Raw genomic sequence first — 25,814 nt, forward strand, 5'->3', positions numbered from 1 at the left:
CCGTGACGCCCTACGATGGGGAACATGAGCGCTTCGCCTGCCCGCCGCCGTGTCCTGCTCGCCGCCCCCCGTGGCTACTGCGCGGGCGTCGACCGCGCGGTGATCGCCGTCGAGAAGGCCCTGGAGCAGTACGGGGCCCCCGTCTACGTCCGCCACGAGATCGTGCACAACAAGTACGTCGTGCAGACCCTGGAGAAGAAGGGCGCGATCTTCGTCGAGCGCACGGAGGAGGTGCCGCCGGGCAACATCGTGATGTTCTCCGCGCACGGCGTCGCCCCGGTCGTCCACGAGGAGGCCGAGCGCGGCCGCCTCGCCACCATCGACGCGACCTGCCCCCTGGTGACCAAGGTGCACAAGGAGGCCGTCCGGTTCGCCAAGGACGACTACGACATCCTCCTGATCGGGCACGAGGGCCACGAGGAGGTCATCGGCACGTCCGGGGAGGCGCCCGAGCACATCACGCTCGTCGACGGCCCCGAGGACGTCGCCAATGTCGAGGTGCGCGACCCGTCGAAGGTCGTCTGGCTCTCCCAGACCACCCTCTCCGTGGACGAGACCATGGAGACCGTCGACGCCCTCAAGGGCAAGTTCCCCCAGCTCCTCTCGCCACCGAGCGACGACATCTGCTACGCCACGCAGAACCGGCAGCTCGCCGTGAAGCAGATGGGCGCCGAGGCGGACCTCGTCATCGTGGTCGGCTCGCGCAACTCCTCGAACTCCAAGCGGCTGGTCGAGGTCGCCAAGCTCGCCGGGGCGCGCGCCGCGTACCTGGTCGACTTCGCGGACGAGATCGACGAGGCGTGGCTGGAGGGCGTCTCGACGGTGGGCGTGACGTCCGGGGCGTCGGTGCCGGAGGTGCTCGTCGAGCAGGTGCTCGAATGGCTCACGGGGCACGGCTTCGAGGACGTCGAGATCGTCAAGGCGGCGGAGGAGTCCATCGCCTTCTCCCTGCCCAAGGAGCTCCGCCGGGACCTCCGTGAGGAGGCTGCCGCCCTGGTGGCGGAGCGCAAGGGGGCGACGGGCTGACGGGGCGCCACGTAACGTAAGCCCATGCAGATCTTCGGTGTGGACATCGGCGGCTCCGGAATCAAGGGCGCCCCCGTGGACCTGGACAAGGGCGACCTCGCGGAGGAGCGCTGCAAGGTGCTCACCCCGCATCCGGCCACGCCGGACATGGTGGCCGACGGCGTGCAGCAGGTCGTCGACCACTTCGGCTGGACGGGGCCGGTGGGGGTCACGTTCCCGGGTGTCGTCACCGGCGGCAGCACGGTGCGTACGGCGGCGAACGTCGACCCGAGCTGGGTCGACACCGATGCGCGGGCGCTGCTGGGCGAGCGGTTGGGCGGGTTGCCGGTGACGGTGCTGAACGACGCGGACGCGGCGGGGGTCGCGGAGATGCGGTTCGGTGCGGGGCGGGGGCGCCGGGGCACGGTGATCCTGCTGACCTTCGGCACGGGGATCGGGAGCGCCGTCTTCACCGATGGCGTGCTGGTCCCGAACACGGAACTCGGCCATCTGGAGCTGAACGGGCACGATGCGGAGAAGCGCGCCTCCAGCAAGGTGAAGGAGGACGAGGACATGTCCTGGGAGCGCTGGGCGCGGCGGGTGCAGAAGTATCTGGCGCACGTGGAGATGCTGTTCTCGCCGGAGCTGTTCGTGATCGGCGGCGGAGTGAGCCGCAAGGCGCACAAGTTCCTGCCGCACGTCGAGGGCATCAGGGCGGCGATCGTTCCGGCGGAGTTGCAGAACAACGCGGGGATCGTGGGCGCGGCGATGAGAGCGGCCCAGCGGCTCTGACGCGGCCGCACCCCGGTTGTTTCGCCCCCGCCGCCCCTACCCTTCCCGTCCCCAGGGGCTCCGCCCCTTCCACCCCGGCGGGGGCTTCGCCCCCTGCACCCCCGAACACGTGAGGGGCTGCGCCCCCAGGCCCGCCACAAGGAACCCCCAAGGGGGCTCTGCCCCCTGGACCCCCGAAAGGCAGGCGCTGCGCCCCGGCTAGGGGCGCGGGGAACTGCGCGGGCAACCACGACGTCCACGCGCCGTGGGAGCCGCCCCGCACCGCCTCTCCCGCTCAGCGCGCCGCCGGCCTCCCCGGCCGACGCGCCGCACCACCTCTGCCGGCTCCGCCGGAACCCCCGGCTCCGCCGGGCCGTGCCGCGCCGCCCGCACGGGCGCCCACACCTGCCCGCCGTCGGCCGACCGCCCGTACCGCCACCACCACCCCCGCCACCAACGTCCCCCCGTACAGCCACCCCGCCTGTGTCGCGAGGGCGGTGATGAGGGCCATGAGGCGGCCGCCGAGGCCGCCGTCGGCGGGCACCACCGGGAGCAGGCCGGTGCCGAAGGCGATCGGTGCCACCACCGGCGCCGTCAGCAGGTCGCCCGGCCGGATCCAGAGCGCCGTCAGCACGCACACCGGCAGGAACAGCACCCCGTACGCCGTCAACGAGCCCCCGAACAGCACCCGGTCCAGGAACCCCAGCACCAGCATCGCCGCCCCCGCGAACAGCCCCCCGCCCAGCCCGGTGAGCCGGGGGTTGGGCAGCCGCCGGGCCGCGGGCCGGACGGCCGGCCGGGCCGCGCCCCCCGGGCTGGACGGTCCGGGCCGTCGCGCCCCCGGCCCGCGCCCGCGCACGCCGGGCGCGACCGCCGGCCGCCGCCCGCCCCGCGGGGGCAGCGGCGCCCCGCGTCGCGGTCCGTACCGGGCAGACGGCGTCCTGTGTTGCTCCACCGGACCAACTTAGGTCGGACAATGTGCCGAATGGCCCCACAGACACGCCGTCGGCGCGTCCCCGCCGCTGGGTTCGAGACGCCGCCGAACGCCCCCACCCGCACGCCGTAGACTGGTGGATCGGCCCGCACCGCACCCCCGCCCGGCCCCGCCGGACCGGGCCCCGGGCCGCCCGGGAGCGGGCCACCGCCCCACCACCTCATCCTCACGTACGGGAAGTCGCAACGTGTCGCTCACGATCGGAATCGTCGGTCTGCCCAATGTCGGCAAGTCGACCCTGTTCAACGCCCTGACCAAGAACGACGTGCTCGCGGCCAACTACCCGTTCGCCACGATCGAGCCCAACGTCGGCGTGGTCGGCGTCCCCGACCCCCGCCTGACGAAGTTGGCCGAGATCTTCTCCTCCCAGCGCGTGCTCCCGGCGACCGTGGACTTCGTCGACATCGCCGGCATCGTGCGCGGCGCCAGCGAGGGCGAGGGGCTGGGCAACAAGTTCCTCGCGAACATCCGTGAGTCCGACGCCATCTGCCAGGTCATCCGCGCCTTCAAGGACGAGAACGTCGTGCACGTCGACGGCAAGGTCTCGCCCAAGGACGACATCGAGACGATCAACACCGAGCTGATCCTCGCCGACCTCCAGACCGTCGAGAAGGTTCTGCCGCGCTTGCAGAAGGAGTCGCGGATCAAGAAGGACGTCGGCCCCAAGGTGAAGGCGATCGAGGAGGCCAAGGAGATCCTGGAGAAGGGCGACACGCTCTTCGCGCACGGCATCGTCCAGGGCACAGAGCGCAACGAACTCCTGCACGACCTGCACCTGCTCACCACCAAGCCGTTCCTCTACGTCTTCAACGTCGACGAGGACGAGCTGACGGACGACGACTTCAAGAACGAGCAGCGCGCGCTGGTCGCCCCCGCCGAGGCGATCTTCCTCAACGCCAAGCTGGAGGCGGACCTCGCCGAGCTGGACGAGGACGAGGCGCTCGAACTCCTCCAGTCCGTCGGCCAGGACGAGCCCGGCCTCGCCACCCTCGCCCACGTCGGCTTCCGCACCCTCGGCCTTCAGACGTACCTGACGGCGGGCCCCAAGGAGTCCCGCGCCTGGACCATCAAGAAGGGCGCCACCGCCCCCGAGGCCGCCGGTGTCATCCACACCGACTTCCAGAAGGGCTTCATCAAGGCCGAGGTCATCTCCTTCGACGACCTCGTCGAGACCGGCTCCGTCACCGAGGCCCGCGCCAAGGGCAAGGCCCGCATGGAGGGCAAGGACTACGTCATGCAGGACGGCGACGTGGTGGAGTTCAGGTTCAACGTGTAGCGGCTGGCTCCGTCCCACCTCGATGACCTGGTGCGTCGCCCTCTCACGTCCCCCGGCACTCCCGGCACTCCACTCCCCGCTCTCTAGGATGCGGGGACGGCGAGGAAGGGGCGGGGCGCGTGGGGCGGGGTGAGCGGGAGACGGTCGCGCGCGGGGTGCGGCTGTACGAGGCGGCGCGGGGTGTCGCCGGGGATCACGGGCGGGCCGTCGAGGCGGTGCGGGCGGCGCTGCGGCCGCTGCACGACGAGCTTGTCGCCCGGGAACTCGACGCCCTCCCCGTCGCCCGGCTGCACGACGTCACCGAGGGCCGGCTGCGCCTCGGCACCGTCGAGAAGAGCGGCCTCGGCACGGTGGGCCGGGTGCTGGACGCGGGACCGTACCGGCTGCGCCAGATACCCGGCGTCGGACAGCGCACCGTCGACCAGATCCTCGCGGCCGCCGCCCGGCTCGCCGAGGCCGTGCACGAGACCGTGGCGGTCCACATCGACGTGGACCGGCCCGAACCCCGCACCACCGCGCTCGTCATGGCCCTGCACGTCCTGGTGGAGGCCGGCCCCGACGGGCGGCGCGTGGTGGACCGCGCCACCGCCCTGGCGGAGCGGCTCGGCCCGCTGCTGGACGCGGCCCGGCCCGCCACCGGGGCCCTGCGGGGGCTGCTGGCGGGCGCGGAGAAGCGGGCGCGCGCCCGGGCCGCCGTCGACGAGCTGCGGTCGCTGGCCGACGAGGCGGACCGGTCCGGGCTGCCCGAGTCGTTCGCCCAGGCCTCGGTGGACCTGCTCCGGCCGCCGGACGAACTCGCCGCCCGGGCCGACTTCGAGCTGCGCTCCGCCGAGTACTACAGCCTGCTCGCCGAGATTTCCGGGCGGGCGCCCGACACCGCTGCCGCCGAGGGCTTCCTGCCTGAGGAGGTCGCCGAACGGGTGCGCGGCGTACGCCTCGACGACTCGCTGCGCCGGGTCTCGCTCCGCGGCTACCAGGCCTTCGGCGCCCGGTTCGCCCTCGCACAGCGCAAGGTGATACTCGGCGACGAGATGGGCCTCGGCAAGACCATCCAGGCCATCGCGGTACTGGCCCACCTGGCCGCCGAGGGGCGGGAGGCCGCCGAGGGGCGGGAAGCCGCGGGGGAACGGGAAGCCGCCGGAGTGCGGCTGCGTTTCCTCGTCGTCTGTCCGGCCGGCGTCCTCGTCAACTGGACCCGCGAGATCGAGGCCCGCAGCGCCCTGCGCGTCACCGTGCTCCACGGCCCCGACCGGCAGGACGCGTTCGCCGACTGGAAGGAGCGGGGCGGCGTCGGCGTCACCACGTTCGACGCGCTGCGCGGCTTCCCGGCGCCGGAGGCCGACGAGGTGGCGCTGCTCGTCGTCGACGAGGCGCACTCCGTGAAGAACCCGGAGGCCAAACGGTCGCAGGCGGTCGCGCTGTGGGCCGAACGCTGCCCACGCGCCCTCTTCATGACCGGCACCCCGATGGAGAACCGGGTCGCGGAGTTCCGCGCCCTGGTGCGGATGCTCGACCCCGGCGTCGCCGACGCACTGGGCGGGGACGACGGACAGCGCGGACCGGCCGCACGGGGCGGACCGGCCGCGTTGGTCGGATCGGTCGCGTTCCGCAAGGCCGTGGCCCCCGTCTATCTGCGGCGCAACCAGGACGACGTCCTGACGGAACTGCCCAGCCTTCAGCAGACCGACGAGTGGGAGGAGCTCAGCGCCTCCGACGAGGAGGCGTACCGCGAGGCCGTGCGCGCCGGGAACTTCATGGCGATGCGCCGGGCCGCGTACGCGCGCCCCGAGAAGTCGGCCAAGCTGGAGCGGCTGCGGGAGATCGTCGAGGAGGCCGGGCAGAACGGCCAGCGGACGGTGGTGTTCTCCTACTTCAGGGACGTCCTGGACGTGGTGCGGCAGACGCTCGCCGTCGGCGTCGCACCGGTGTTCGGCCCGCTCACCGGGGGCGTCCCGGCCGCGCGGCGGCAGCGGATCGTCGACGACTTCGCCGCGACCCCCGGGCCGGCCGTGCTGCTGGCGCAGATCCAGGCGGCGGGCGTCGGCCTCAACATGCAGGCCGCCTCCGTCGTCGTCCTGTGCGAACCGCAGATCAAGCCGACCCTGGAGCACCAGGCGGTGGCCCGGGCGCACCGCATGGGCCAGGTCCGGCCGGTCGGCGTGCACCGGCTGCTGGCCACCGGGGGAGTGGACGAGCGCCTGGTGCGGATGCTGGAGCGCAAGACCCGGCTGTTCGACGCCTACGCCCGGCGCAGCGCGGTGGCCGAGGCGACGCCGGACGCGGTCGACGTGTCCGACACGGAGCTGGCCCGGCGGATCGTCGAGGAGGAGCAGGCCCGGCTCGGCATGACCGACGCGAGCCCCACGGCGTCGGGATGAGCGGCGGCGCGGGCGCCCGCGCCGGGATGAGCGCCGACGCGGGCGCCCCTCGCTCCGCCGCTCACGCGAGTTCGGTCTGCGGTTCGTTGGGGCGCGGGCCGGGGAGCTTCGGCTCCGGGCTCCGGGAATCCGCGGCGGGCGCCGTCGCGGCCGGCGGCCCCTCCTTCCACCGCCTGGTGGTCCGCACGTAGTGGTGCACGACCGAGGCCATCGCCAGGAGCAGCAGCGGACCGAACAGCCAGGGGAGGCGCGCCAGTTCCGTCGGGAGGTAGCGGTACGCCGTCAGCAGCGCCGCGAACACCACCGTCCCGTGGACGACGAGCAGGGTGGCCGAGCGGTCCCAGCCGTGGCCGAGCGCCCGCATCCCCGCCTCGACCGTGAGCGCGAAGACGACCCCGGCCACGAGGTCCGCGCCGTAGTGGTAGCCGAAGCCCAGCGTCGCCGTGAGGGTGGCGACCAGCCAGAACGCACCCGCGTACCGCATGAACCGGGAGCCCTCACGGGAGTGGACGAAGAGCGTGGTCGCCCATGCGGTGTGCAGACTGGGCATGCAGTTGCGCGGGGTGATCGCGTCGAACGGGATGGGATGCGGCGAGCCGAGCGGCGGCGCGGTGTGCGGCCACAGCTGGGCCGTCGCCCACGCCCCGCCGTCGGCGCCGTAGGCGAAGACCGGCCCGACGACCGGGAAGATCATGTACACGGCCGGTCCGAGCAGGCCGATGACCAGGAACGTGCGCACCAGATGGTGGCGCGGGAACCGGCGTTCGACCGCCACGTTCCGCAGCTGGTACAGCGCGACCAGGGCGGCGGCGAGCGGGAGCTGGCCGTAGACGAGATGCAGCAGGTGCTCGCCGGCCGGTCCGCTCGCCTCGATGATCCGGCCCACCACCCACGAGGGGTTGCCCAGGGCGTGATCGGCGGTGGCGACGTACGGGTCGAGCACGGTCGGACGGGTCTTGGAGGTGATGAGCAGCCAGGTGTCGCCCGTCTTGTGACCGGAGACCAGCAGCAGACCGAGCCCGGTCCCCTTCAGCAGCAGCGTGCGCTCCCGGCCGGTACGGCGGGTGAGGCCGAGGACCGCGACGCCGAGCATCACCCACAGCGCGCCGTTGCCGAAGCTCATCTCCGCGTCGGCCGCCCACCGCACCAGCAGGAAGACGACGTCGATGCCGACCGCGACGCACACCGCGACGAGCCGCTGCCGCCAGGTGAGCACCACCATGGTCAGCGCCAGACCGGCGTAGAGCAGCGGTCCCGAGTGCGGCGCGAGGACCAGCTCGCGGGCCTGGTTGGTGAGCGGTCCCGGGAGGCCGTAGTGGCGCGCGGCGCACTCCAGCGCGACGAGGAACCCGAGGGTCCCCACCCCCGCCACGGTCCACAGCGTCACCCGCGGCCGACGGAGGACGGCCGACAGGACGCCGTCGTTTCTTCGCCGGCCTATTCGTGTTGGTATGGAGTTCACGTGGTTGACCTGTTTATCCGAAAATGGCAGTGGGTGGGGATCTGGGACGTTTATTGCCGGTGATGCACCGGTTTGTGGGCAGAAGCCGGTCATTTGAGCTTGCTGTGAGTTCGAACATGCTACTTACCTTCGAAGAGTGGTGTCGTGGGGTGTCCGTTCCACAGCGGACGCGGGTCGCTCCGTGAGCGTCGTGATCTCTGTGAGCGTCGTGCGGTCCGTGAGCGCCGGCCCGCCCGTGGTCGTCGGCCGGTCCGTGGTCATCGGCCGGTCCGCGATGCGGGACAGGAACGCCGTCAGGGTGGAGCCGTTGACCTCCTCGAAGTGGTCGACGCCGGCCGCGCGCAGCGCCCGGACCGTGCGCACCCACTCCACCGGGTGGGAGAGCTGCCGGCTGAGCAGCCGCACCGCCTGCGCCGGGTCGAAGGGGGCGCCGGTGACGCTGGACATCACCGGGGTGTGGCCGGCGCGGAACCGGTACGTACGCAGGACCGCCGCGAACTCCCGGCCGGCCCCCGCCATCAGCGGCGTGTGGAACGGACCGCAGGCCGCCATCGGCAGCACCCGGACGCCCGGGCGGCTCAGCGCCTTCGCCGCGAGGGCCAGCTGCGACCGCTCACCGGCCACCGTGACCCGGCGGTCGGTGTCGTGGTGGGCGACGTGCACCGTGTGCAGCCCGGCGTCGCGCAGCGTCGCCTCGACGCGGTCCGCCGTCAGCCCGACGACGGCGACCATCGCGCCCCGCCGGACACCGGCCATCAGCGCGGCGCGGCGCTCCACCAGCGCCAGACCCTCCATCAGGTCCAGCACGCCCGCGGCGACCAGCGCGTTGAACTCGCCGAGGCCGTGCCCGGCGACGTAGTCCCAGCCGCGGCCGTCGCGCGCGAGGTCGAGCCAGGACAGCGCGTTGACGAGGAAGACGGCGGGCTGCGCGTACCGGGTGTCGGCGAGCCGCTCACCGGGGTCCTCGCGGCACAGCTCCACCACGGAGTGGCCGAGCAGTTCGCTCGCGGCCACCGTCTGGTTCGGGAACCGGGCGAACAGCCCCTCTCCCATGCCCTGGTGCGCTGCCCCTTGGCCGGGGAAGACCAGACAGTGCATCTGTGGACGCTCCTTCACTTCATGCGGGGTGACTCATCGTCCCGAGGGGTGCGGTTCGCGGCCGGTGGCCTGCCCTCTGTCACGCCTTCCTCGAAACTTTTCGATCTCTCGGTGCCGCGCGGCCGACGGCCGGGCGGGGACGACCGCGGCCGCCATGGCCGCGCACACGGGGATCGCGGATGCTTTCGGCGACATCCGTCGGGGATTCCCGTCGCTGGGCGAGCTCCGACGGGTGGGGGAACAACCGCCCAGGCGATCATTAACTCGTTCGCCTGGCGCTCCACATAATGGCAGCCCGGTCGGTACTGGTCAATAAAAGTCAGACGATTCGATGTACTCGGTATTCCGCCGCAGGTCGGATTGGTTAAGTGGGCGACTGGAGCAGCAGGTTGACACTCCGAAAGGTCGCACGAACCAGTCGATCCCGGACGGAAACGGAGACCTGAACAATGCTCAATTCCCCGCCATTGCGATACTCGTGATCTTGTCGAGTGGTTATTACTCAACGGTATCCGCAGGAAAGGCGGCGAGTTTTATCGGGTCGTATCGATCTGGCGCGAGTCACGTCGAGGCGTTTCCGCGGGTGGGGTGTGGTGCGGACGCGCGAGGGGCGGTGGGCGCCGGAGGGTGCCGCGCAGAGTGTCGAAACTTTCGGCGGTCGTCACATGACCGCAGTAACAGTTCGAGCGGTGTTGACGCTGCTTATAACGGGGAGAAAGTGCCCGGGTAAAGACCCTGTAAGGCATTTGTCATCACTTCGAGTGATTCTTTGGCCTTTGCTTGCATGGCACAACTCGCGGTTGCCAGGCTGTTGCTGTCTGTACAACCTGAGGGGAGTGGCCAGTGACATTCGGTGAGCAGCCCGCGTATCTGCGCGTTGCGGGTGATCTCCGCAAGAAGATCGTCGACGGCTCGCTGCCACCGCACACCCGCCTCCCCTCCCAGGCCCGCATCCGCGAGGAGTACGGCGTCTCGGACACGGTCGCGCTCGAGGCGCGCAAGGTGCTCATGGCCGAGGGGCTGGTCGAGGGCCGCTCCGGGTCCGGTACGTACGTACGGGAGCGGCCGGTCCCGCGCCGCGTCGCCCGCTCCGGCTACCGCCCGGAGGGCGGGGCCACACCCTTCCGCCAGGAGCAGGCCGACGGCGCCTCGCGCGGCACATGGGAGTCGCGCAGCGAGCAGGCGGAGGCGAGCGCCGCGATCGCCGAGCGGCTGGACCTGCGGACCGGGGACCGGGTGATGCGGACGGCGTACGTGTTCCGTGAGGCGGGCGAGGCGATGATGCTCTCCACGTCCTGGGAACCGCTCGCGCTGACCGGGCGGACGCCGGTGATGCTGCCGGAGGAGGGGCCGCTCGGGGGGATGGGCGTCGTGGAGCGGATGGCCGCGATCGATGTCGTCGTGGACAACGTGATGGAGGAGGTGGGGGCGCGGCCCGGGCAGGCGGAGGAGCTGCTGGCGTTGGGTGGGGTGCCGGGGCATGTGGTGCTGGTGATCCAGCGGACGTTCTATGCGTCGGGGCGACCGGTGGAGACGGCCGACCTGATCATCCCGGCCGACCGGTACCGGGCGTCTTACCACTTGGCGGTGAGGTAAGGGGCCCAGGCCCCGCCCAGCGCAATGCCGGCCGCCGGCTGGTGGAGGCCGTTCGCACAGCTCCCCGCGCCCCTTGGAAGACTCGAGGGCTCGGCCCCCGGCCCCCGCCCGGCGCACTGCCGGCCGCCGGCTGCTGGCTGGTGAGGGCGGTTCGCATAGTTTCCCGCGCCCCTTGGAAGACTCGGGGGCTCCGTCCCCGGCCCCCGCCCGGGTGCGTTGTCGGCCGCCAGCCGGTGAGGGCGGTTCGCACAGCTCCCCGCGCCCCTTGGGCGCAGAGGGCGCCCCACTGCTTTTAGGGGCGCGGGGAACTGCGCGACAAGCCACAACGCACCCGCACCCACCCACACAGCGCACCCCCCTCCCCGGAAGGCGCCCCGCCCGCAGGGCGACCCCTCCGCCCGCAGGGCGCCCCCCGCCGGGAAGGCGCGCCCCGCCCGGAGGGCAGCCGGCGCCCGCCGGGCGAGCCCGGGGGGGCACAAGAAACCGGACGTTCTCGCGCGGAGCGCCCCCGCTCGCTTCGCGCTGCTGGGGGCGCACTCAACGGCGCATTCAGCCTCCCCCGTCCCCTCCGCCATGGCTTCGCCATGGCCAATTGGCACGGGTCCCGGCCTGCCTCTTTGTGAGAAACCGTATTCGCTGAGTGAAGGTAAGGCGTACGCTCGGGCATATGCGGAGTGCGGTTTCGTCGGGAGGGGCGGGATGAACGAGAGCACGGTGACGCTCCCCTGGCTCGTCGTGCGCCGGGACGACAACGGCAATCGCTACAGCGTCGGCCGCTATGCGACCCGGGCCGAGGCCCAGCGGATCGCGGACAGCCTCGACAGCCGCGGCCCCGAACAGCTCTACTGGGTCGAGTGCCTGGACGAACTCGGCGAGGACGCCTCCGGCCGCCGGTAGCGCCCGATCCCGGCGGCGGCCCGACCCCGGCAGCCGCTCGATCCCGGCGGCCGCCCGATCCCGGCAGCCGCCCGATCCCGGCGACGGCCCGACCCCGGCAGCGGTCCACCCCGGCAGCCCGCCCACCCGTAGGCTCCCGCGCATGACCCCACCGATCGTCGTGGTCGCGGCCGCCCTCCTGGACGACGCCGGCCGCCTTCTCGCCGCCCGCCGCAGCGCACCTCCCGACCTCGCCGGCCGCTGGGAGCTTCCCGGCGGCAAGGTCGAACCGGGCGAGCACCCCGAGCACGCCCTCGTCCGCGAACTCCGCGAGGAACTCGGCGTCGACGCCGAACCGGTGGCGCGGGTACCGGGGGAGTGGCCGCTGAAGCCCGGCTACGTCCTGCGCGTATGGACCACCCGCCTCCTCGCCGGCACCCCCGAGCCGCTGGAGGACCACGACCGGCTGCGCTGGCTCACCCCTGGGGAGATCTGGGACGTCGACTGGCTCGACCAGGACGTCCCGGCCGTACGCGCCGCATGCGCCGTACCCGCGACACGGGACGCGGATGGCGCCGCCCCCTCCGTGCGGGGCGCGGTCAACACGGCGCCGCCCCAGGGGGAGTGAGAGGCCGGGCGAACGGGGCAGGGGCCCGCACCCGGCGCACCGAAGGGTGCGCGTGTGGGTGGTGCGTACGGCGCACGTGTCACCGGAGGCGCGTGGGGGTCGGGGGGCGCCAGGGACTGGCGCCCGGTACGCCGTTCGTGCCACAGTGCGCCCGCGTGCGCGGTACGGCCTCCCGGATATCGGGTATGTGCCCACTAACCCCACGAAACCGGACATGGGTGGGCTTCTGGCCTGGGAAGTGATCGGCGTGCTCGACACCGAAGGCGAATGCGCCGAGTGGACGTTCCCCGCGGACCCCGGCGCGGTGCGCAGCGCCCGGACCGTCGTCCGGGGGCAGTTGCGCGCCTGGGGGCTCGACGATCTCGTCGACGTCACCGCGCTCCTCGTGAGCGAACTGGTCACCAACTCCCTGCGGCACGCCACGGGACCCATCGGCGTACGGCTCGTGCGGTCCTCCGGGGCGGCCCCCGGTCTGCTGGTCGAAGTCTCCGATCCGCTGCCCGACCTGCCGCGCGAGCGGACCGCGCGGCTCGACGAGGAGGGGGGCCGCGGGCTGTACCTGGTCGCCTCCTCCGCCCGGCGCTGGGGGACGCGCCCGGGCACCTCCGGCAAGACGGTCTGGTTCGAACTGGCGATCCCCGAGGGGCATTCCGGCGGACTGTCCGGCGGCCGTGCGGACGGCCGCCCCGGCTGAGGAACCGGCGGCGGAACCGGCTCGTACGCCGGCGCGTGTCCGTGGCGTGCGCCCGGGTGACGCCCCCCGCCGAGAGGCGTTGCGCCGGGGGGCGGCTCCGGGGCGCACGGGTCGCGGCCGATTCATGACGGTCGTCACGGAGGAACTGCGTGGTTCGACGGGGCGCCACCTGGTTAGAAGACTGGGAGTATGTCGCGGCCGGTCCAAAAACCATCGGGACCGTGCTGTGATCGTGAACACCGTGTTGTGCGGCGCCGTAGTGCTGGATACTGCGGGCAGCCGCCCCCGGTGACCGGTGCCGGACGCGGTGAGCTGGAGGGGACGGTTCGCGTGAGCGAGATACCAGCGAGGGCCACGGGCCCCGAGGGCCCGTCGGACGGCGCGCGGGCATGGGCGCGGGCCGCGTCCGACGCGTCCCGGCGCGCCTCCGCGGCTCCCGCCGAGGACGCGACGAGCGGCCGCGGAGACGCCGGGGACGCCCGCGCCCCCCGGGGCGAGCAGGACGCCCGCGCTTCCCGCGGCGACCGCGCCCCCCACGGCGACCGCGACGCCCGCCACGACCGCGACGCTCACCACGACCGCGACGCTCACCAGGACCGCGACGACCGCCGTACTCGCGAGAGCGGCCGCGACGACCGCGCCCCCCGGACCCAGGAGAAGCCGGGCGTCCCCACCGACCCCGGTCACTGGCAGAGCAACCCGCCCGGTTCCCTCTACGACTACATCAAGGTCGCCTCGTTCTCCGTCGGCCCCGACGGGCTCGTCGAGCAGTGGAGTCTGCGCGCCGAGCAGATCTTCGGCATCCCCGCCGAGCGGGCCATCGGCATGGACCCCATCGAGGCCTTCGTCGACCCCGATCTGCGCGAGCGCGGTCGCCGCAAGATGGCCGAAATCCTCGACGGCCGCGAGTGGACGGGACTGATCCCCTTCCGCGCCAAGGGCACCGCCCGCACCGCGGACGGCACCGAGGACACCGACGGCCTGGCCGAGGTCTATGTGATGCCCACCACGACGGAGGACGGCCGCCGGGCCGCCGTCTGCATCGTCGTGGACGTGCACACCCTCCGCAGCATCGAGACCGATCTCGCCGCCTCGCAGTCGATTTTCGGTCAATCCCCGTTCGGTTTCCTGCTGATCGACCCCGACCTGCGGGTCCGCCGCGCCAACAAGCGGTTCGCCTCCACGTTCGGCGGCACCCCCGAGGACCACCAGGGCCGTACCGTCCACGACTACCTGCTCACCCCGGAGGCCGACCGGGTCCGGGCGACGCTGCGCCGTGTGCTGGAGACCGGAGAGTCCATCACGGACATGCACATCACCGGCTTCGTCCCCGGCTCCGACCAGCGCAAGCACTGGTCCGTCAACCTCTACCGGGTGCACAGCGGCAGCGGCCGCCCCATCGGCGTCGCCTGGCTGGCCATCGACATCACCGCCCGCCGCGCCGCCGCCCGCGAGGCCGCCGCCGCCCGGCGCAACCTCGCCCTGCTGAACGAGGCCGGCGCCCGCATCGGCAACTCCCTCGACCTGGAGACCACCGCGCGCGAACTGCTCGACGTGGTGGTGCCCGGCTTCTGCGACCTCGCCGTCGTCGACCTCTACCAGGGGCTGCTCGCGGGCGACGAGACCCCGCCCGGGCACGCCGACGGCAGCGCCGAACTGCGCCGGGTCGCCTCCGCCAGCGCGGTCGCCGGCGCCCCGTTCACCGGCGGCCCGGCCCCGGTCGCCGTCGGCGGCGTCCACCACTACGCGTTCAACTCGCCCTGCGCCGACGCCCTGCGCACCGGCCGCCCCAAGAGCGTCCCCCCGCAGGAGGGCAGCCCGATACAGTCCACGCTCGCCGTGCCGATGGTCGCGCACGACACCGTCGTGGGGCTCGCCCAGTTCTCCCGTACGAAGGGCAGCGAGCCGTTCGGCGAACGCGACCGGGCGCTCGCCGTCGAGCTCGCCGCGCGCGCCGCGGTCTGTATCGACAACGCCCGCCTCTACCGCCGCGAGCACGAACGCGCCCTGATATTGCAGCGCTCGCTGCTGCCCCCGGGCGACCCCGAGGCCTCCGGCCTGGACATCGCCTGCCGCTATCTGCCGGGCAACGCGGCCACCGAGGTGGGCGGCGACTGGTTCGACGTCATCGAACTCCCCGGCCACCGCACCGCGTTGGTCGTCGGCGACGTCATGGGGCGCGGGCTGCGCGCCGCCGTCGCGATGGGTGAACTCCGTACGGCCGTCCGTACGCTGGCCCAGCTCGACATCGAACCGGCCGAAGTCCTCTCCCAGTTGGACGAGATCGCCCGCGGCCTCGGCACCCCCAGCGGCGTCACGCAGGCCACCCGCACCGCGGCCCGCAAGCCGCGCGACGCCGACCTGTCCGAGGTCTACCTGGCGACCTGCGTGTACGCCGTCTACGACTCCGTGACCCGGCGCTGCACCTTCGCCAACGCCGGCCACCTCCCGCCCGTCCTCGTCGAGCCCGGCGAGAGCGCGCTGATGCTCGACGTGCCGCCGGGCATGCCGCTCGGCGTGGGCGGCGAGCCGTTCGAGGAGGTGGAGGTCGAACTCCCCGAGGGCTCGCTCCTCGCCCTCTACACGGACGGCCTCGTCGAATCCCGCGACCACCCGCTCGACGAGGGCCTCCAGGCGTTCGTCGGCGCCCTCACGGACCCCTCGCAGCCGCTGGAGGACGTCTGCGACCACGTCCTGAGCACGCTCGACACGCACCACGGCGAGGACGACATCGCCCTGCTGATGGCACGTGTCCAGGGCCTCCCGGCCGACTCCGTCGGCGACTGGACGCTGCCGCGCGAACCGCGCAGCGTCGGCCGCGCCCGCGAGTACGCCCGCGCCCAGCTCCTGTCCTGGGACCTGGAACCGCTGGTGGACACCGCGGAACTCCTCGTCAGTGAACTGGTCACCAACGCGCTGCGCTACGGCGAGGGCGAGATCCGCCTCCGCCTCCTGCTCGACCGCACGCTGGTCTGCGAGGTCTGGGACGCCGGCCTGGTCCAGCCACGCCGCCGCCGCGCCCGCGACACGGACGAGGGCGGCCGCGGCCTGCAACTGGTCGGCCTGCTCAGCGCCGCCTGGGGCTCCCGCCGCACCCCCCGCGGCAAGACGGTCTGGTTCGAGCTCCCGCTCCCCGGCGGCGACACGACCCTCACGGACCCGGCGGAGGCGTTGCTGAGCCTGTTCTGAGCCTGTTCCGGGCCCGTCCTAAAAGGACAGCGGGGCGAGGGACGCGCACAGGGAGGTCGGGAAGTCCGGCTCCCTGTGCTGTACGGCCGCGCAGCCCCCGGAGGTGGTGCGGAAGAACGGCTGCCAGCCCGACTTCTTCGCGCGGAAGAACCAGCGGTCGCCCAGCCGGGAGGAGCAGCCCGGCTCCGACGAGCCCGCGCAGGCGGGGCCCGTGCGCCAGGAGAAGTCCAGCACCAGCCACTTGCCGTCGCAGTGCTCGGAGTCCCGGTAGGTGTGCGCGGGGGCGTCGGCGGCCATCAGGGCCTGGTCGTAGGAGTTCGGGGTGCAGCCGGTGGCCGGGGGAGTGCAGCCGAGTTGGCCGCACAGGCGCAGGGCGGGCGGCTCGGCGCCGTCGCGCGTGAACCGGGTGCCGTAGCCGCTGAGGACGACGTCCCGGTTCCCGAGGGGTTCGGGCAGCCGGAGCCGGGCCGTGGCCGTGCGCTCCTTCGTGCACCCGGAGGAGCGGTCCCCGGAGGGGGAGACGAAGGTGACCTGCACCCGTGCGAGGTCGTCCGTCATCGGCTCCGTGAGTACGGCCTTCAGGTCCCGTACGCAGGCGTCGGCGCCGCTGGGCACCCGGGTGGCGAGGAGCAGCGTGCGGTCGCCGTCGTCGAGCCGGACCCCGGTGACGGCGGAGGGGGCCATCGTGGTCCACGGGATGGGTGCGGCGGTGGTCGCCGATGAGGCGGGTCCCGGACCCCCGGCCACCCGCGTGCCGCACGCGGAGAGGAGGAGCAGGGCGAGAACCCCGAACAGGGCGGCCGCGGCCGTGGCCGCCCGACGTCTTTCACCTGGACCTGGTGGCACGAGCGCTCGATCCCCCCGCCGATACGTACGCGTTGTCGGCAGCCTAACCCCGCGCGGCCGACGCCGGGTTCCGTTCCGCCGGGCCCGGGCGTCGGGTTCAGCCCCGCTCGGGGCAGGCCCTTCCGGCCCGCTCCGGCGCGGCGCCTATGCGGGCGGTGACCTTCTCGGCGCACCGGCGCAGCGTCCGCAGTTCCTCCGCGTCGAGGGCGTCGACGAACAGTTCGCGCACCTGCGCCACGTGCCCCGGCGCCGCCGCCACCAGGTGGTCGTGGCCGGCGGGGGTGAGGACGACGTGCGTGTACCGGCCGTCGTCCGGGTCGGGCTCGCGGCGCAGGATGCCGCGCTTCTCGAGACGGCTGACCAGGTGCGACAGCCGGGAGAGCTCCGCGTTGACGAGGGCCGCGAGCCCGCTCATGCGCATACGGTGCCCGGGCTGCTCGGACAGGAGCGCCAGGACGTAGTACTCGAGGAAGCTGAGCCGGGAGTCCCGCTGGAGCCGGCATTCGAGCGCGGTGGGAAGCTGCTGGGCCAGCCCCATGAACGCACGCCACGCGGCGAGCTCGTCGGCGGTGAGCCAGCGGGGTTCGACCGCCTCGTCCTTCCCTGCAACAGGCATGTGAACAGTTTAGGGTCTGGCACCCCCGAAGTCGCTTGAAGGTTCATGTGATCCTGGCTATCGTCACGCATGAAGATTCAAGTCATGTCGTCGTATGCCGTATCGACGGCATCGAGCAGTGCGGAGGAATCACGCATGAGCAATCTCAAGATCGCCGTCATCCTGGGCAGCACCCGTCCCGGCCGCAACGGGAAGGCCGTGGCGGACTGGGTCATGGCCAAGGCGAAGGAGCGCACGGGCGCCGAGTACGAGCTGATCGACCTCGCCGACCACCCGCTCCCGCACCTGGACGAGGCGGTCCCGGCCTCCCGGGGCGCCTACGCCGGCGAGCACACCAAGGCGTGGGCCGCGCTGATCGGCCGGTTCGACGGGTACGTCTTCATCACTCCCGAGTACAACCACTCCATCTCGGGCGTGCTGAAGAACGCGATCGACTACCTGTACGGCGAGTGGAACAACAAGGCCGCGGCCTTCGTCGCCTACGGCGGGCTCGGCGGGGCGCGGGCGATCGAGCACCTGCGGGGCATCGCGAGCGAGGTGCAGCTGGCGCACGTGCGCCAGCAGCTCTCCTTCTCCCTGCTCACGGACTTCGAGAACTACTCGGTGTTCACCCCCGCCGCGTACCACGACGGCGCGGCCGAGGTCATGTTCACGCAGCTCGAGTCCTGGGCCGGCGCGCTGAAGACCGTCCGCGACTGACACGGCGGGCAGCGCCTCACCTTCCTCACCCCCGGGCGAGGCCCCGGCCGGTGTCCTTGAGGGCGTCGACGAATGCGGTGAAGGCGTGGGCGGGGAAGGTGAGGTGGGCGCGGGCGGGGGCCTTGGAGTCGCGGACGGCTATGCGGGCGGGGGAGCCCGCGACTTCCAGGCAGGCGTTGCCGTCGCCGCTGCCGGAGTAGGAGGACTTCTTCCAGTGGTCGTGCGTGGCCATCGGGATGCCTCACAGGTCCTTCGTCAGCAGGTGAATGAGGTCGCGCGAACGGTCGGGTTCGAGCGATACGGACTTCACTCTACGGAAAAGCGTTCGGAATACGCCGAGTTGCGCCTCGGAGTCGATGAAGAGCGAACCGTGCGGTCCGTCGCGCACCACGGTGTCCAACTGCGGAACCGGTCCGCCCGCGTACACCATGGCTGCCGTGATGTCGGCGAAGTCGTCCAGTGCGAAAGGGATGACACGCACGGTGACGTGGTCCGTTTCCGAGAGCTCCAGAATGCGGGCGAGCTGAGCCCGTGAGGCGGCCCGGCCGCCGACCCTGATGCGCAATGCCGCTTCGTGCACCAGCACCTCGTAGGGCACGGGTGACGGTCGCTCGATGATGGCACGCCGCCGCATCCGATGCTCCACCCGCAACTCGACCTCATGAGGCGGTGGTTGTGGCACCCGGCAGGCGAAGAGCGCCCGTGCGTAGTCCTCCGTCTGTAGGAGTCCCGGGACGTGCAGGAAGTCCACGTCCCACCGCCGGACGGCGTGATGCTCCAACTCCGACAGGTCCAGGAAGGACGTGGGCAGGCGCCCCCGGTACTCCTCCCACCAACCGCGTGTGCGGTCGGTCGCCATCTTCGCCAGGGCGTCGACCAGCGGGTCGTCGGTGCACGCGTAATGGGCGGCGAGCCGACGGAGTCTCTCCTCGCTCACTCCGGTGGTGCCGGCCTCGATCTGGCTGATCTGCACGGAGTTGACGCCGAGCATCGCTGCGGCCTCGCGGGAGCTGAGGCCGGCCGCGTCCCGGAGCCTGCGCAACTCGACCGCCAGGCGCAGTTGCCGTGCGGTCGGCTCACGCCTGGTGCCCATCGACTGCTCCTCGTCCAACGTGCGCGGCAGCGCGACTCGTTCGGAGTCAGATTACGCGATGGGCTTGCCTCGGGTTAATTCTAATGTCTACCGTCGGTGACGCGACGCACACTCATGGTGCTCCGAGGTGCCGGAAGCGCACCGCACCGTCCTGCCACGACGGCTGCGGCAGACCACCGCCGCCCGGCGACCGCACCGTCTCCCACCACCGCACCGCGCAGACAGGAGCCGACGCATGCCCGAAGCCGCCCTCCGTACAGGTCCCGAGCCCTGGGAGTACTGCCTGTACGTACCCAATGACCCCCGTGCCGTGACCGTCAGCCGTCGCACCCTCCGGCTGATCCTCACCATGCACGGTCTGATCCGCCTCGTCGACGTGGCCGAACTCCTCGCCGCCGAGCTGATCTCCAACGCCGTACGGCACACGAAGGGGCCCGCCGCGTTGCGGCTGCGCTGGTCGGCGGGGGTGCTGCGGATCGGCGCATGGGACGCCGACCCGGCGCCGCCGGAGCCGCCCGTGCCGTGGGAGCGGATGGCGGAGCCGGCGGAGGACGGACGCGGGCTGGCGCTGGTCATGGCCTGCGCCGACGTGTGGGGCTGGCAGCCACTGTCGGCGGAGGGCAACTGCGGGAAGGTCGTCTGGTGTGAACTGGGCGCCGCGTAGGCGCTCAGACCTCGAACTCGCCGAGCCAGCCGCGCTCCAGCAGATGCTTGGGCAGGTAGTCCGACTCGACCTCGATGGGGATGCCGCCGTCGTGAGCGAGACAGGCGACGGCGAGGGGGGCGAGGGCCAGCATGCCCGAGGGGTCGTCGGTGCGTTCCTCGTCGGCGGTCCAGTACGCCTTGTGCAGTTCCAGGGCCTCGGCGAGTGCCTGGTTGAAGCCGGGGCCGTCCTGGCGGAGGAAGCGGTAGAAGACGTTGATCGGCGGATAGAGGATGTTCTGGAGCAGATCGTGCGGGGCGATCGTGGCGACGTCCGGGTGCGACTGCTGCATCGTCGCCGTCAACTCCTCCACGAGGCCCGGACGTTGCAGCCAGTACGCCTGCAAGGCCGCCACCCAGTGATAGACGTACTCGTCGTAGGCGCCCTCTTCCGACCGCAGCCGCTCAAGCGGTACCTGGCTCAGTTGCGTCAGCCGTTTCTGATCGCGGCAGACGACCGCCAGCCAGAAGGCGGTCAGCCAGTTCCCCGCATCCGCGTAGGGACGCGGGCCGATGGCGGGGATCGTGCGCACTTCGTGGTCGATACGGCACTGGACGGTGCCCTCCGTCGTACCCGTCACCGCGAACAAGGCGGAGTAGAGCTGCATCGCGCTGACGACCGCCTCCCACGTCTCGATCCTGGCCGCGCGAGGATCGACGGCGGACCGGGCCTGGAGGTGCAGGACGGCGGTGCCGAGCATGGAGTCGATCGAAGCGGGTGACCGCTCGAGCTTCGCCATGTTTCTTGCCATGTTCCGGCCGAGTAGCTCCGCGTAACCCTCATCGTCGGGCCCCGGTGAACTGTGGCGCCGGGTGGTGATGATCACGGAACTCCTTCGTCTCCCATGAGTTCTTCCGACGAGATACCCGAAGCCACGGGTGCGGCGAAGTCATCGACCTTCAGCCAGGTCGCGCCGTGCCGACGTACCAGGAGATCACCGAGATAAGACGTCAGATCGGTGTGGAGCGTGATCCAGTCCGACTGCTCGGACTCGTCGAGCGGCAGGCGGTCGACGTAGTTCTGCAGCGCCGGCAGCAGCGTCAGCGGCTCTTCGGCGTACCGCTCTGGTGGGATGCGGAGAGCGGCGGCCAGACCCGCGGCGTTGTGGCGCGCGCCGTCCGCCCACTTCCGCACCTTGGTGGCGAGTTCGCTTGATGTCCTGCTTCCGTCAGTCACTCTCCACTTCCGAGTTCGCCGGTTGCCCCATCAGTACTCGATCTCACCGACCCAGGAGTATCCCAGCAGTGCCTCGGGCAGGTACTCGGACTCGACTTCCCCCGTGATGCCCTGGTCGCGGGCGAGGCAGGCCAGGGCCAGCGGGCCGAGGGCGACGAGTCCCTCGGCGCTGGTCGCGCGGTCCTCGTCGGCGGTCCAGTACTCCTTGTGCCGGCGCAGCGCGTCGGCCAGCGCCTTGCCGAATTCGGCCGAGTCACGACGGAGGATGCGGTAGAGCATGATGGTCGGCGGGTGGAGAATCTTGGACATCAAGTCTGCGTCCGCGTGGCGCCGGGCCTCCGGGCTGGTGCCGTCGACTGCCGCGACGAGCTTGTCACCCACGTCCTGGCGACCGAGCCAGAAACTCTGCAGTGCCTCGACCCAGGAGTAGATGTACTCGTCGAACACCGCGCCGGAGTCGCGCAGCAGGGAGACGGGTACGTCGGCCAGCTGACGCAGACGGTCGTTGTCACGGCAGATCATCGCCAAGTAGAACGAGGTGACCCAGGCCCCCGCGTTCACGTGGGATTCCATGCCAGTCGCGGGTAGTACGCGCTGCCGCTCCTTGATCCGGCACGTGACGCTGGTGCCGTCGGGAGCGGTCGCGGCGGCGAAGAGCGCGGACCCGGTCTGCATCGCCGTGACCCAGGCCTGCCAGGTCTCGAACTTCACGGCCTGCGGGTCGAGGGCGCAGTGCTGCTGCGCCAGAGTGAGCGCCGTGCTCAGTGCCTGCGGGCGCAGCACGGGGGAGTCGGCGAACTCGTCGAGGATCCAGTCCGCGGCCTCGCCCAGAGCGTCGAGTGTGTCCGGCACATCGTCGGTGGGGTAGGGGTGGCGGGTACGGTCGTGGCCACGGATGCCTTCCTCGGGTCGAGTCTGTCGCCGAGCGGGGACTGTTCCACGCGCGCGGTCCCAGTACTGCCTGTGCAGGGTGAGGACGACGCCAGGGACTGATCGAGCCGATCGTCCCATCCGCCGTGAGAGCCGCCGCCCCTCGCTGCTGTGGTCAGGAGTTGGGGGGCGGGGCGACGCCGTCCGGGAGTGCTCAGGTGTCGAGTTCCCCCACCCACGCCCGCACGCGTAGATGTACTCGTCGTACTCGGCGCCGGACGCCCGCAGCAACGAGATCGGAACGTGGCAGAGCTGCGTCATCCGGTCCTGTTCACGGCAGATGACGGCAAGCCAGAGCGCTTTGAACCAGTTGCCTGCATGCGCACTGAACTGCGGACCCGAAGCCGGAATGGACCGCACCTTGCCCGAGATGCGTGCCTCGATCCGCCCCTCCGAAGCGGATGCCGAAGCGAACAGGGCCGATCCGACCTGCATCGCCGAGACCCAGGCCCGCCAGGTCGGTGAGTACTCGGCGAGGGGATCGAGAAGACAGCGTGATTCCGCTTCCGTGAGCGTGAGGAGGAAGGCCTGCTCGAATTCTCCGGCGCTCTCTTCGAGCCGCTCGATGGCCTCGGCAGCGGCAGCCCGGAGCATCTCGCTGCGCTCGTCGGGCCCTTCGGTGAGGTATTCGTGGCGAGTTATCGTCACCGTCACCGCGCTACTCCCTCCAGCTCATGGCGAAATGCAGGCAAGTTGACGTCAGGTGTCGTACTCGCCCACCCAGGACCGCTTCAGAAGGGCTTTTGGAAGGTACTCGGACTCGACGTCGATCGGCATGTCGGCGTCGTATGCCATGCAGGCGATGGCGAGCGGGGCCAGGGCGACGAGGCCCTCGGCGCTGCGGGAGCGGGCCTCGTTCGCGGTCCAGTACTCCTTGTGCCAGGTGAGCGCGTCGACCAGGGCCGTGTTGAACTGTTCCGGTTCGCGGCGCAGGTAGCGCTGGAAGAGGTCGAAGGGCGGGTGAAGGATCTTCAGCATGAGCTCGGGGCCGGCGATCGGGGCGCGTTGCCCTTCCGTGCCATCGACGGCGGTGACGAGGGTGTCCCAGACCGCCTGCCGACCGAACCACAGGTGCTGGAGGGTCTCCACCCAGGGGTAGATGTACTCGTCGAACTCCGCGCCGGACTCGCGCAGGAAGGAGACCGGGACCTGGGCGAGCTGGTTGACCCGGTCGTTCTCCCGGCAGATCACCGCCAGATAGAAGGACGTCAGCCAGTTCCCGGCGTGGAGGTAGTCCGCCGGTCCGGTCGCGGGAAGCTGCTTGACCTCGCCCTTGCTGCCGATCCGGCACGCGACGGGGCCGTCCGCCGCCGTCCCGGCGGCGAACAGCGCGCTGCCGACCTGCGCCGCCGTGACCCACGCCTCCCAGCTCGGGAACTCGGCGGCCCTGGGATCCGTCAGAGCCCGCCACTTGGCGACGGCGAGAGCGCTCGGCAGCGCGTCGTAGCGGTCGTCCTCGGAGGTCTCGATGTGGTCGAGAACGTCCTCGGCGCTTGCGATGACGGGAGCCATGAGGTCCGCCGCGTCCTCGTCGGGGCGGAGCTCATGACGTGCGATGCGGTTGACGACGGATCCTTCCGTAAGGGATCAGAGAGGACGCTCAGATCTCGAACTCGCCGAGCCAGCCGCGCTCCAGCAGATGCTTGGGCAGGTAGTCCGACTCGACCTCGATGGGGATGCCGCCGTCGTGAGCGAGGCAGGCGACGGCGAGGGGGGCGAGGGCAACGGTGCCGGATGGATCGCGCGTCCGGTCCTCGTCCGCCGTCCAGTAGGCCTTGTGCAGCTCCAGCGCTTCTGCCAGCGCCTCATTGAAGCCGGGGCCGTCCTGTCGGAGGAAGCGGTAGAAAATATTGATCGGTGGATACAAGACGTTCTGCAGCAGGTCCCGCGGAGTCACGGACGCCGTTTCCGGATGCGAGTTTTGGATTGCCGCCGTCAACTCCTCGACGAGCCCCGGCCGTTGCAACCAGTAGGCCTGCAATGCGGCCACCCAGTGATAAACGTACTCGTCGTACTCGCCTTCGCCGGACCGCAGTCGTTCCAGAGGAATCTCGCACAACTCGGTCAGCCGCCCGCGGTCCCGGCAGATCACTGCCAGCCAGAAAGTGGTGAGCCAGTTGCCCGCGTCGGCGAATGGGCGCGGTCCGATCGCGGACAGCGTGTGCACCTCATGACTGATGCGGCACTGCACCGTGCCCTCCTGCGCACCGGTCACCGCGAACAGCGCGGACCCGACCTGGAGCGCGGCCACCACCGCTTCCCAGGTCTCCAATTGCGCGGCCCGAGGGTCGGCCGTGCACCGGGCCTGGAGGTGCAGCAAGGACTTGGAGAACGCGGAATCGATCATGGACGCGGACTCGTCCAGCCAGCCGACGGACATGGCCAGGCTCTCGCCCAGGGCCTCCGCGTACTTCTCGGAGTTCGGGCCGGGTTCGCGATGCCTGGCAACGACGGCTGTCACGGCATACTCCTGTCAGTGATGTCGAACTTTCGCATCTGGTAGCCAGCGTACTCGCCGACGTTCTTCTCGCCCTTGACGACGATGTAGTCCAGCTTCCCGCTCCGCAGGGCCTGCTCCAGCTTGTCCGCGAGTACGAGTTCGCTGGGATGCGTTTCACCCCGCTTGCGCATTTCATCGAGTATGTCGAAGAAATACTCTCTCGTGCCCTGTGAGACTCGCTTTCCGTTGGGCAGGTTACGTGCGCCCAATTCCGTGTTGACGCTGCTCTTGGCCTCGACAACCACGTAGCCGCCGTCCTCGCGACGCCATACCTGGTCGAACTGATCGTTGCCGTTGCGCGGGCCGTAGGTGGTTTCCCGCGTGGCGCCCTCGTAGTGCTCCGGAATGACGTGGTGCTCCGCGACGGCCTCGCCGTAGGCCTCGGAGGAGTCGCGCATGTGCACGTGCGACTCCCGGTACGCCCCCTGTGCCTCGACCCGCTCGGCGTCCGTCTCCCATGTCGGCTGTTCGTCGTGTGCCTTGTTGGCCTCGTGCTTCCAGTTCTCCATCGCCTTGTCGTGATGGATGGCGTAGTGGCGCGTCTCGGCGGCGTCGTTGAGGTGCGAGGCAGCTTCCGGGCTCGCGGTGTCCGGACCTTGCTTCACCCAGTCGCCGAGGTAACGCGGCTTCAGCGGCTCGGGAGCCTTGTCCACCGTCGTCCACGGGTGGTCCGGCGACTGCCTGGTCAGCTGGGGAGGCGTCTTCCCGCTCTCGTCGACGAAGTCCAGGCTCTTGCGGTTGCCGTTGTTCTTGTAGAACTCGTCGAAGTAGGTCTTGTCGTGGTTGGCCCGGTAGACCTGGATCTCCTGCACCTGCTCATCGGTGAGCGAGCCCTCGCGGCCGTACGGGTTGTCGCCGTCCTGCATGAAGTCCGGTCGGGCCGGCTTTTCCGGGATGTCGGTGCCGTGGCCCGGCGCACCGGCTGCCGCGTCGTCCGCCGCGTTCCCCGCGTCGTCCAACACGTTGCTGCCCGCCGGCGGTTCGCCGCCGTGGTGGGGGGTGGTGGTGTCGCCAGGGGTGTCGTGGTGCGGGGTCGTGGCGTTGTCCGTGTGGCCCGGGGTGTCGGAGTGGTGGGTGCCCGGGGTGTCGTTGTGGCCGGTGTGGACCGGGTTGTCCAGTTCGTTGGTGGGGAGGTGGTCGGCCTTGCCGCCGGGGAGGTTGTCGCCGACCTTGCCGCCGGGGAAGTCGCCGCCGGCGTGGACCACTGGCGTGTGCGTGGCGTCGTCGCCGACGCGGCCGATGTCGCCCAGGTTGTCGTCCAGGCCGCTGCCGAGCTTGATGTGC

The 25,814-nt window shown here is 71.3% G+C and carries 23 protein-coding genes and 1 pseudogene; 11 read left to right on the forward strand and 13 right to left on the reverse strand.

Features of this window, described 5'->3' with window-relative positions:
- Nucleotides 1-15 precede the first annotated feature (15 nt).
- Both IO29_RS04030 and ppgK read left to right on the forward strand, forming a co-directional pair.
- On the forward strand, nucleotides 16-1,026 hold the full coding sequence (locus tag IO29_RS04030) for a 4-hydroxy-3-methylbut-2-enyl diphosphate reductase (RefSeq protein WP_030378818.1): 1,011 nt from the start codon (nucleotides 16-18) through the stop codon (nucleotides 1,024-1,026).
- A 24-nt stretch (nucleotides 1,027-1,050) separates the two neighbouring features.
- Nucleotides 1,051-1,797, forward strand: a complete 747-nt coding sequence (gene ppgK / locus IO29_RS04035) for a polyphosphate--glucose phosphotransferase (protein ID WP_030378817.1) — start codon at nucleotides 1,051-1,053, stop codon at nucleotides 1,795-1,797.
- Between the two features lie 274 nt (nucleotides 1,798-2,071).
- On the opposite strand, the gene IO29_RS04040 is transcribed toward ppgK, so the two are convergent.
- Complete coding sequence (locus tag IO29_RS04040; protein ID WP_078618179.1) at nucleotides 2,072-2,731, reverse strand: DUF6542 domain-containing protein; 660 nt, start codon at nucleotides 2,729-2,731, stop codon at nucleotides 2,072-2,074.
- A gap of 226 nt (nucleotides 2,732-2,957) precedes the next feature.
- On the opposite strand from IO29_RS04040, the gene ychF reads away from it, so the two are divergent.
- Nucleotides 2,958-4,046, forward strand: coding sequence for a redox-regulated ATPase YchF (gene ychF, locus IO29_RS04045; protein ID WP_030378815.1), 1,089 nt, complete (start codon nucleotides 2,958-2,960; stop codon nucleotides 4,044-4,046).
- Between the two features lie 119 nt (nucleotides 4,047-4,165).
- Nucleotides 4,166-6,424 carry a DEAD/DEAH box helicase gene (locus IO29_RS04050; protein WP_078618178.1) on the forward strand — a complete coding sequence of 753 codons (2,259 nt, stop codon included), beginning with the start codon at nucleotides 4,166-4,168 and terminating at the stop codon, nucleotides 6,422-6,424.
- Between the two features lie 61 nt (nucleotides 6,425-6,485).
- On the opposite strand, the gene IO29_RS04055 is transcribed toward IO29_RS04050, so the two are convergent.
- Together IO29_RS04055 and IO29_RS04060 are read right to left on the reverse strand one after the other, a co-directional pair.
- Nucleotides 6,486-7,838 carry a phosphatase PAP2 family protein gene (locus tag IO29_RS04055; protein WP_234307461.1) on the reverse strand — a complete coding sequence of 451 codons (1,353 nt, stop codon included), beginning with the start codon at nucleotides 7,836-7,838 and terminating at the stop codon, nucleotides 6,486-6,488.
- Nucleotides 7,839-8,009: 171 nt separating this feature from the next.
- Nucleotides 8,010-8,984 carry an ACP S-malonyltransferase gene (locus IO29_RS04060; RefSeq protein ID WP_051707591.1) on the reverse strand — a complete coding sequence of 325 codons (975 nt, stop codon included), beginning with the start codon at nucleotides 8,982-8,984 and terminating at the stop codon, nucleotides 8,010-8,012.
- An 843-nt stretch (nucleotides 8,985-9,827) separates the two neighbouring features.
- Between IO29_RS04060 and IO29_RS04065 the strand changes: the two genes are divergently transcribed.
- From IO29_RS04065 to IO29_RS04085, 5 genes are all read left to right on the forward strand, one after another.
- Nucleotides 9,828-10,580 (forward strand): GntR family transcriptional regulator, encoded by a 753-nt coding sequence (locus IO29_RS04065; protein WP_030378811.1) that lies wholly within the window; start codon nucleotides 9,828-9,830, stop codon nucleotides 10,578-10,580.
- 699 nt (nucleotides 10,581-11,279) lie between these two features.
- Nucleotides 11,280-11,477: a hypothetical protein gene (locus IO29_RS04070; RefSeq protein WP_030378810.1), complete on the forward strand. Its 198-nt coding sequence runs from the start codon at nucleotides 11,280-11,282 to the stop codon at nucleotides 11,475-11,477.
- Nucleotides 11,478-11,619: 142 nt separating this feature from the next.
- Nucleotides 11,620-12,084, forward strand: coding sequence for a (deoxy)nucleoside triphosphate pyrophosphohydrolase (locus IO29_RS04075; protein WP_030378809.1), 465 nt, complete (start codon nucleotides 11,620-11,622; stop codon nucleotides 12,082-12,084).
- 214 nt (nucleotides 12,085-12,298) lie between these two features.
- On the forward strand, nucleotides 12,299-12,778 hold the full coding sequence (locus IO29_RS04080; protein ID WP_051707592.1) for an ATP-binding protein: 480 nt from the start codon (nucleotides 12,299-12,301) through the stop codon (nucleotides 12,776-12,778).
- Nucleotides 12,779-13,108: 330 nt separating this feature from the next.
- On the forward strand, nucleotides 13,109-15,967 hold the full coding sequence (locus IO29_RS04085; protein WP_030378807.1) for a SpoIIE family protein phosphatase: 2,859 nt from the start codon (nucleotides 13,109-13,111) through the stop codon (nucleotides 15,965-15,967).
- 18 nt (nucleotides 15,968-15,985) lie between these two features.
- On the opposite strand, the gene IO29_RS04090 is transcribed toward IO29_RS04085, so the two are convergent.
- Nucleotides 15,986-16,651 (reverse strand): hypothetical protein, encoded by a 666-nt coding sequence (locus tag IO29_RS04090; protein ID WP_324608152.1) that lies wholly within the window; start codon nucleotides 16,649-16,651, stop codon nucleotides 15,986-15,988.
- Between the two features lie 259 nt (nucleotides 16,652-16,910).
- Complete coding sequence (locus IO29_RS04095) at nucleotides 16,911-17,429, reverse strand: MarR family winged helix-turn-helix transcriptional regulator (RefSeq protein WP_030378805.1); 519 nt, start codon at nucleotides 17,427-17,429, stop codon at nucleotides 16,911-16,913.
- A gap of 135 nt (nucleotides 17,430-17,564) precedes the next feature.
- Here IO29_RS04095 and IO29_RS04100 point away from each other — a divergent pair, with 135 nt between their 5' ends.
- Nucleotides 17,565-18,128: an NADPH-dependent FMN reductase gene (locus IO29_RS04100; protein ID WP_030378804.1), complete on the forward strand. Its 564-nt coding sequence runs from the start codon at nucleotides 17,565-17,567 to the stop codon at nucleotides 18,126-18,128.
- 25 nt (nucleotides 18,129-18,153) lie between these two features.
- Here IO29_RS04100 and IO29_RS04105 read toward each other — a convergent pair whose 3' ends face one another.
- Together IO29_RS04105 and IO29_RS04110 are read right to left on the reverse strand one after the other, a co-directional pair.
- Nucleotides 18,154-18,360: a DUF397 domain-containing protein gene (locus tag IO29_RS04105; protein WP_030378803.1), complete on the reverse strand. Its 207-nt coding sequence runs from the start codon at nucleotides 18,358-18,360 to the stop codon at nucleotides 18,154-18,156.
- 9 nt (nucleotides 18,361-18,369) lie between these two features.
- Nucleotides 18,370-19,221 carry a helix-turn-helix domain-containing protein gene (locus tag IO29_RS04110; protein WP_030378802.1) on the reverse strand — a complete coding sequence of 284 codons (852 nt, stop codon included), beginning with the start codon at nucleotides 19,219-19,221 and terminating at the stop codon, nucleotides 18,370-18,372.
- A gap of 235 nt (nucleotides 19,222-19,456) precedes the next feature.
- On the opposite strand from IO29_RS04110, the gene IO29_RS04115 reads away from it, so the two are divergent.
- Nucleotides 19,457-19,885, forward strand: a complete 429-nt coding sequence (locus IO29_RS04115) for an ATP-binding protein (protein ID WP_030378801.1) — start codon at nucleotides 19,457-19,459, stop codon at nucleotides 19,883-19,885.
- Nucleotides 19,886-19,889: 4 nt separating this feature from the next.
- Here IO29_RS04115 and IO29_RS04120 read toward each other — a convergent pair whose 3' ends face one another.
- From IO29_RS04120 to IO29_RS04145, 6 genes and pseudogenes are all read right to left on the reverse strand, one after another.
- Nucleotides 19,890-20,750 carry an immunity 49 family protein gene (locus IO29_RS04120; protein WP_030378800.1) on the reverse strand — a complete coding sequence of 287 codons (861 nt, stop codon included), beginning with the start codon at nucleotides 20,748-20,750 and terminating at the stop codon, nucleotides 19,890-19,892.
- Nucleotides 20,747-21,100: a hypothetical protein gene (locus IO29_RS04125; protein WP_199806852.1), complete on the reverse strand. Its 354-nt coding sequence runs from the start codon at nucleotides 21,098-21,100 to the stop codon at nucleotides 20,747-20,749. Before IO29_RS04125 ends, IO29_RS04120 begins: the two co-directional genes overlap by 4 nt.
- A gap of 30 nt (nucleotides 21,101-21,130) precedes the next feature.
- Nucleotides 21,131-22,684, reverse strand: a complete 1,554-nt coding sequence (locus tag IO29_RS39250) for an immunity 49 family protein (protein WP_078618175.1) — start codon at nucleotides 22,682-22,684, stop codon at nucleotides 21,131-21,133.
- A gap of 45 nt (nucleotides 22,685-22,729) precedes the next feature.
- Nucleotides 22,730-23,542: an immunity 49 family protein gene (locus tag IO29_RS04135; protein WP_030378797.1), complete on the reverse strand. Its 813-nt coding sequence runs from the start codon at nucleotides 23,540-23,542 to the stop codon at nucleotides 22,730-22,732.
- A gap of 88 nt (nucleotides 23,543-23,630) precedes the next feature.
- Nucleotides 23,631-24,491, reverse strand: coding sequence for an immunity 49 family protein (locus tag IO29_RS04140; protein WP_030378796.1), 861 nt, complete (start codon nucleotides 24,489-24,491; stop codon nucleotides 23,631-23,633).
- Nucleotides 24,488-25,814 (reverse strand): annotated as a pseudogene (locus tag IO29_RS04145) (hypothetical protein); the annotation flags it as partial. The gene IO29_RS04140 and the pseudogene IO29_RS04145, both read right to left, overlap by 4 nt.

Origin of the sequence: Streptomyces sp. NRRL F-6676, assembly GCF_000725625.1 — a bacterium.
Taxonomy (GTDB): Bacteria; Actinomycetota; Actinomycetes; order Streptomycetales; family Streptomycetaceae; genus Streptomyces.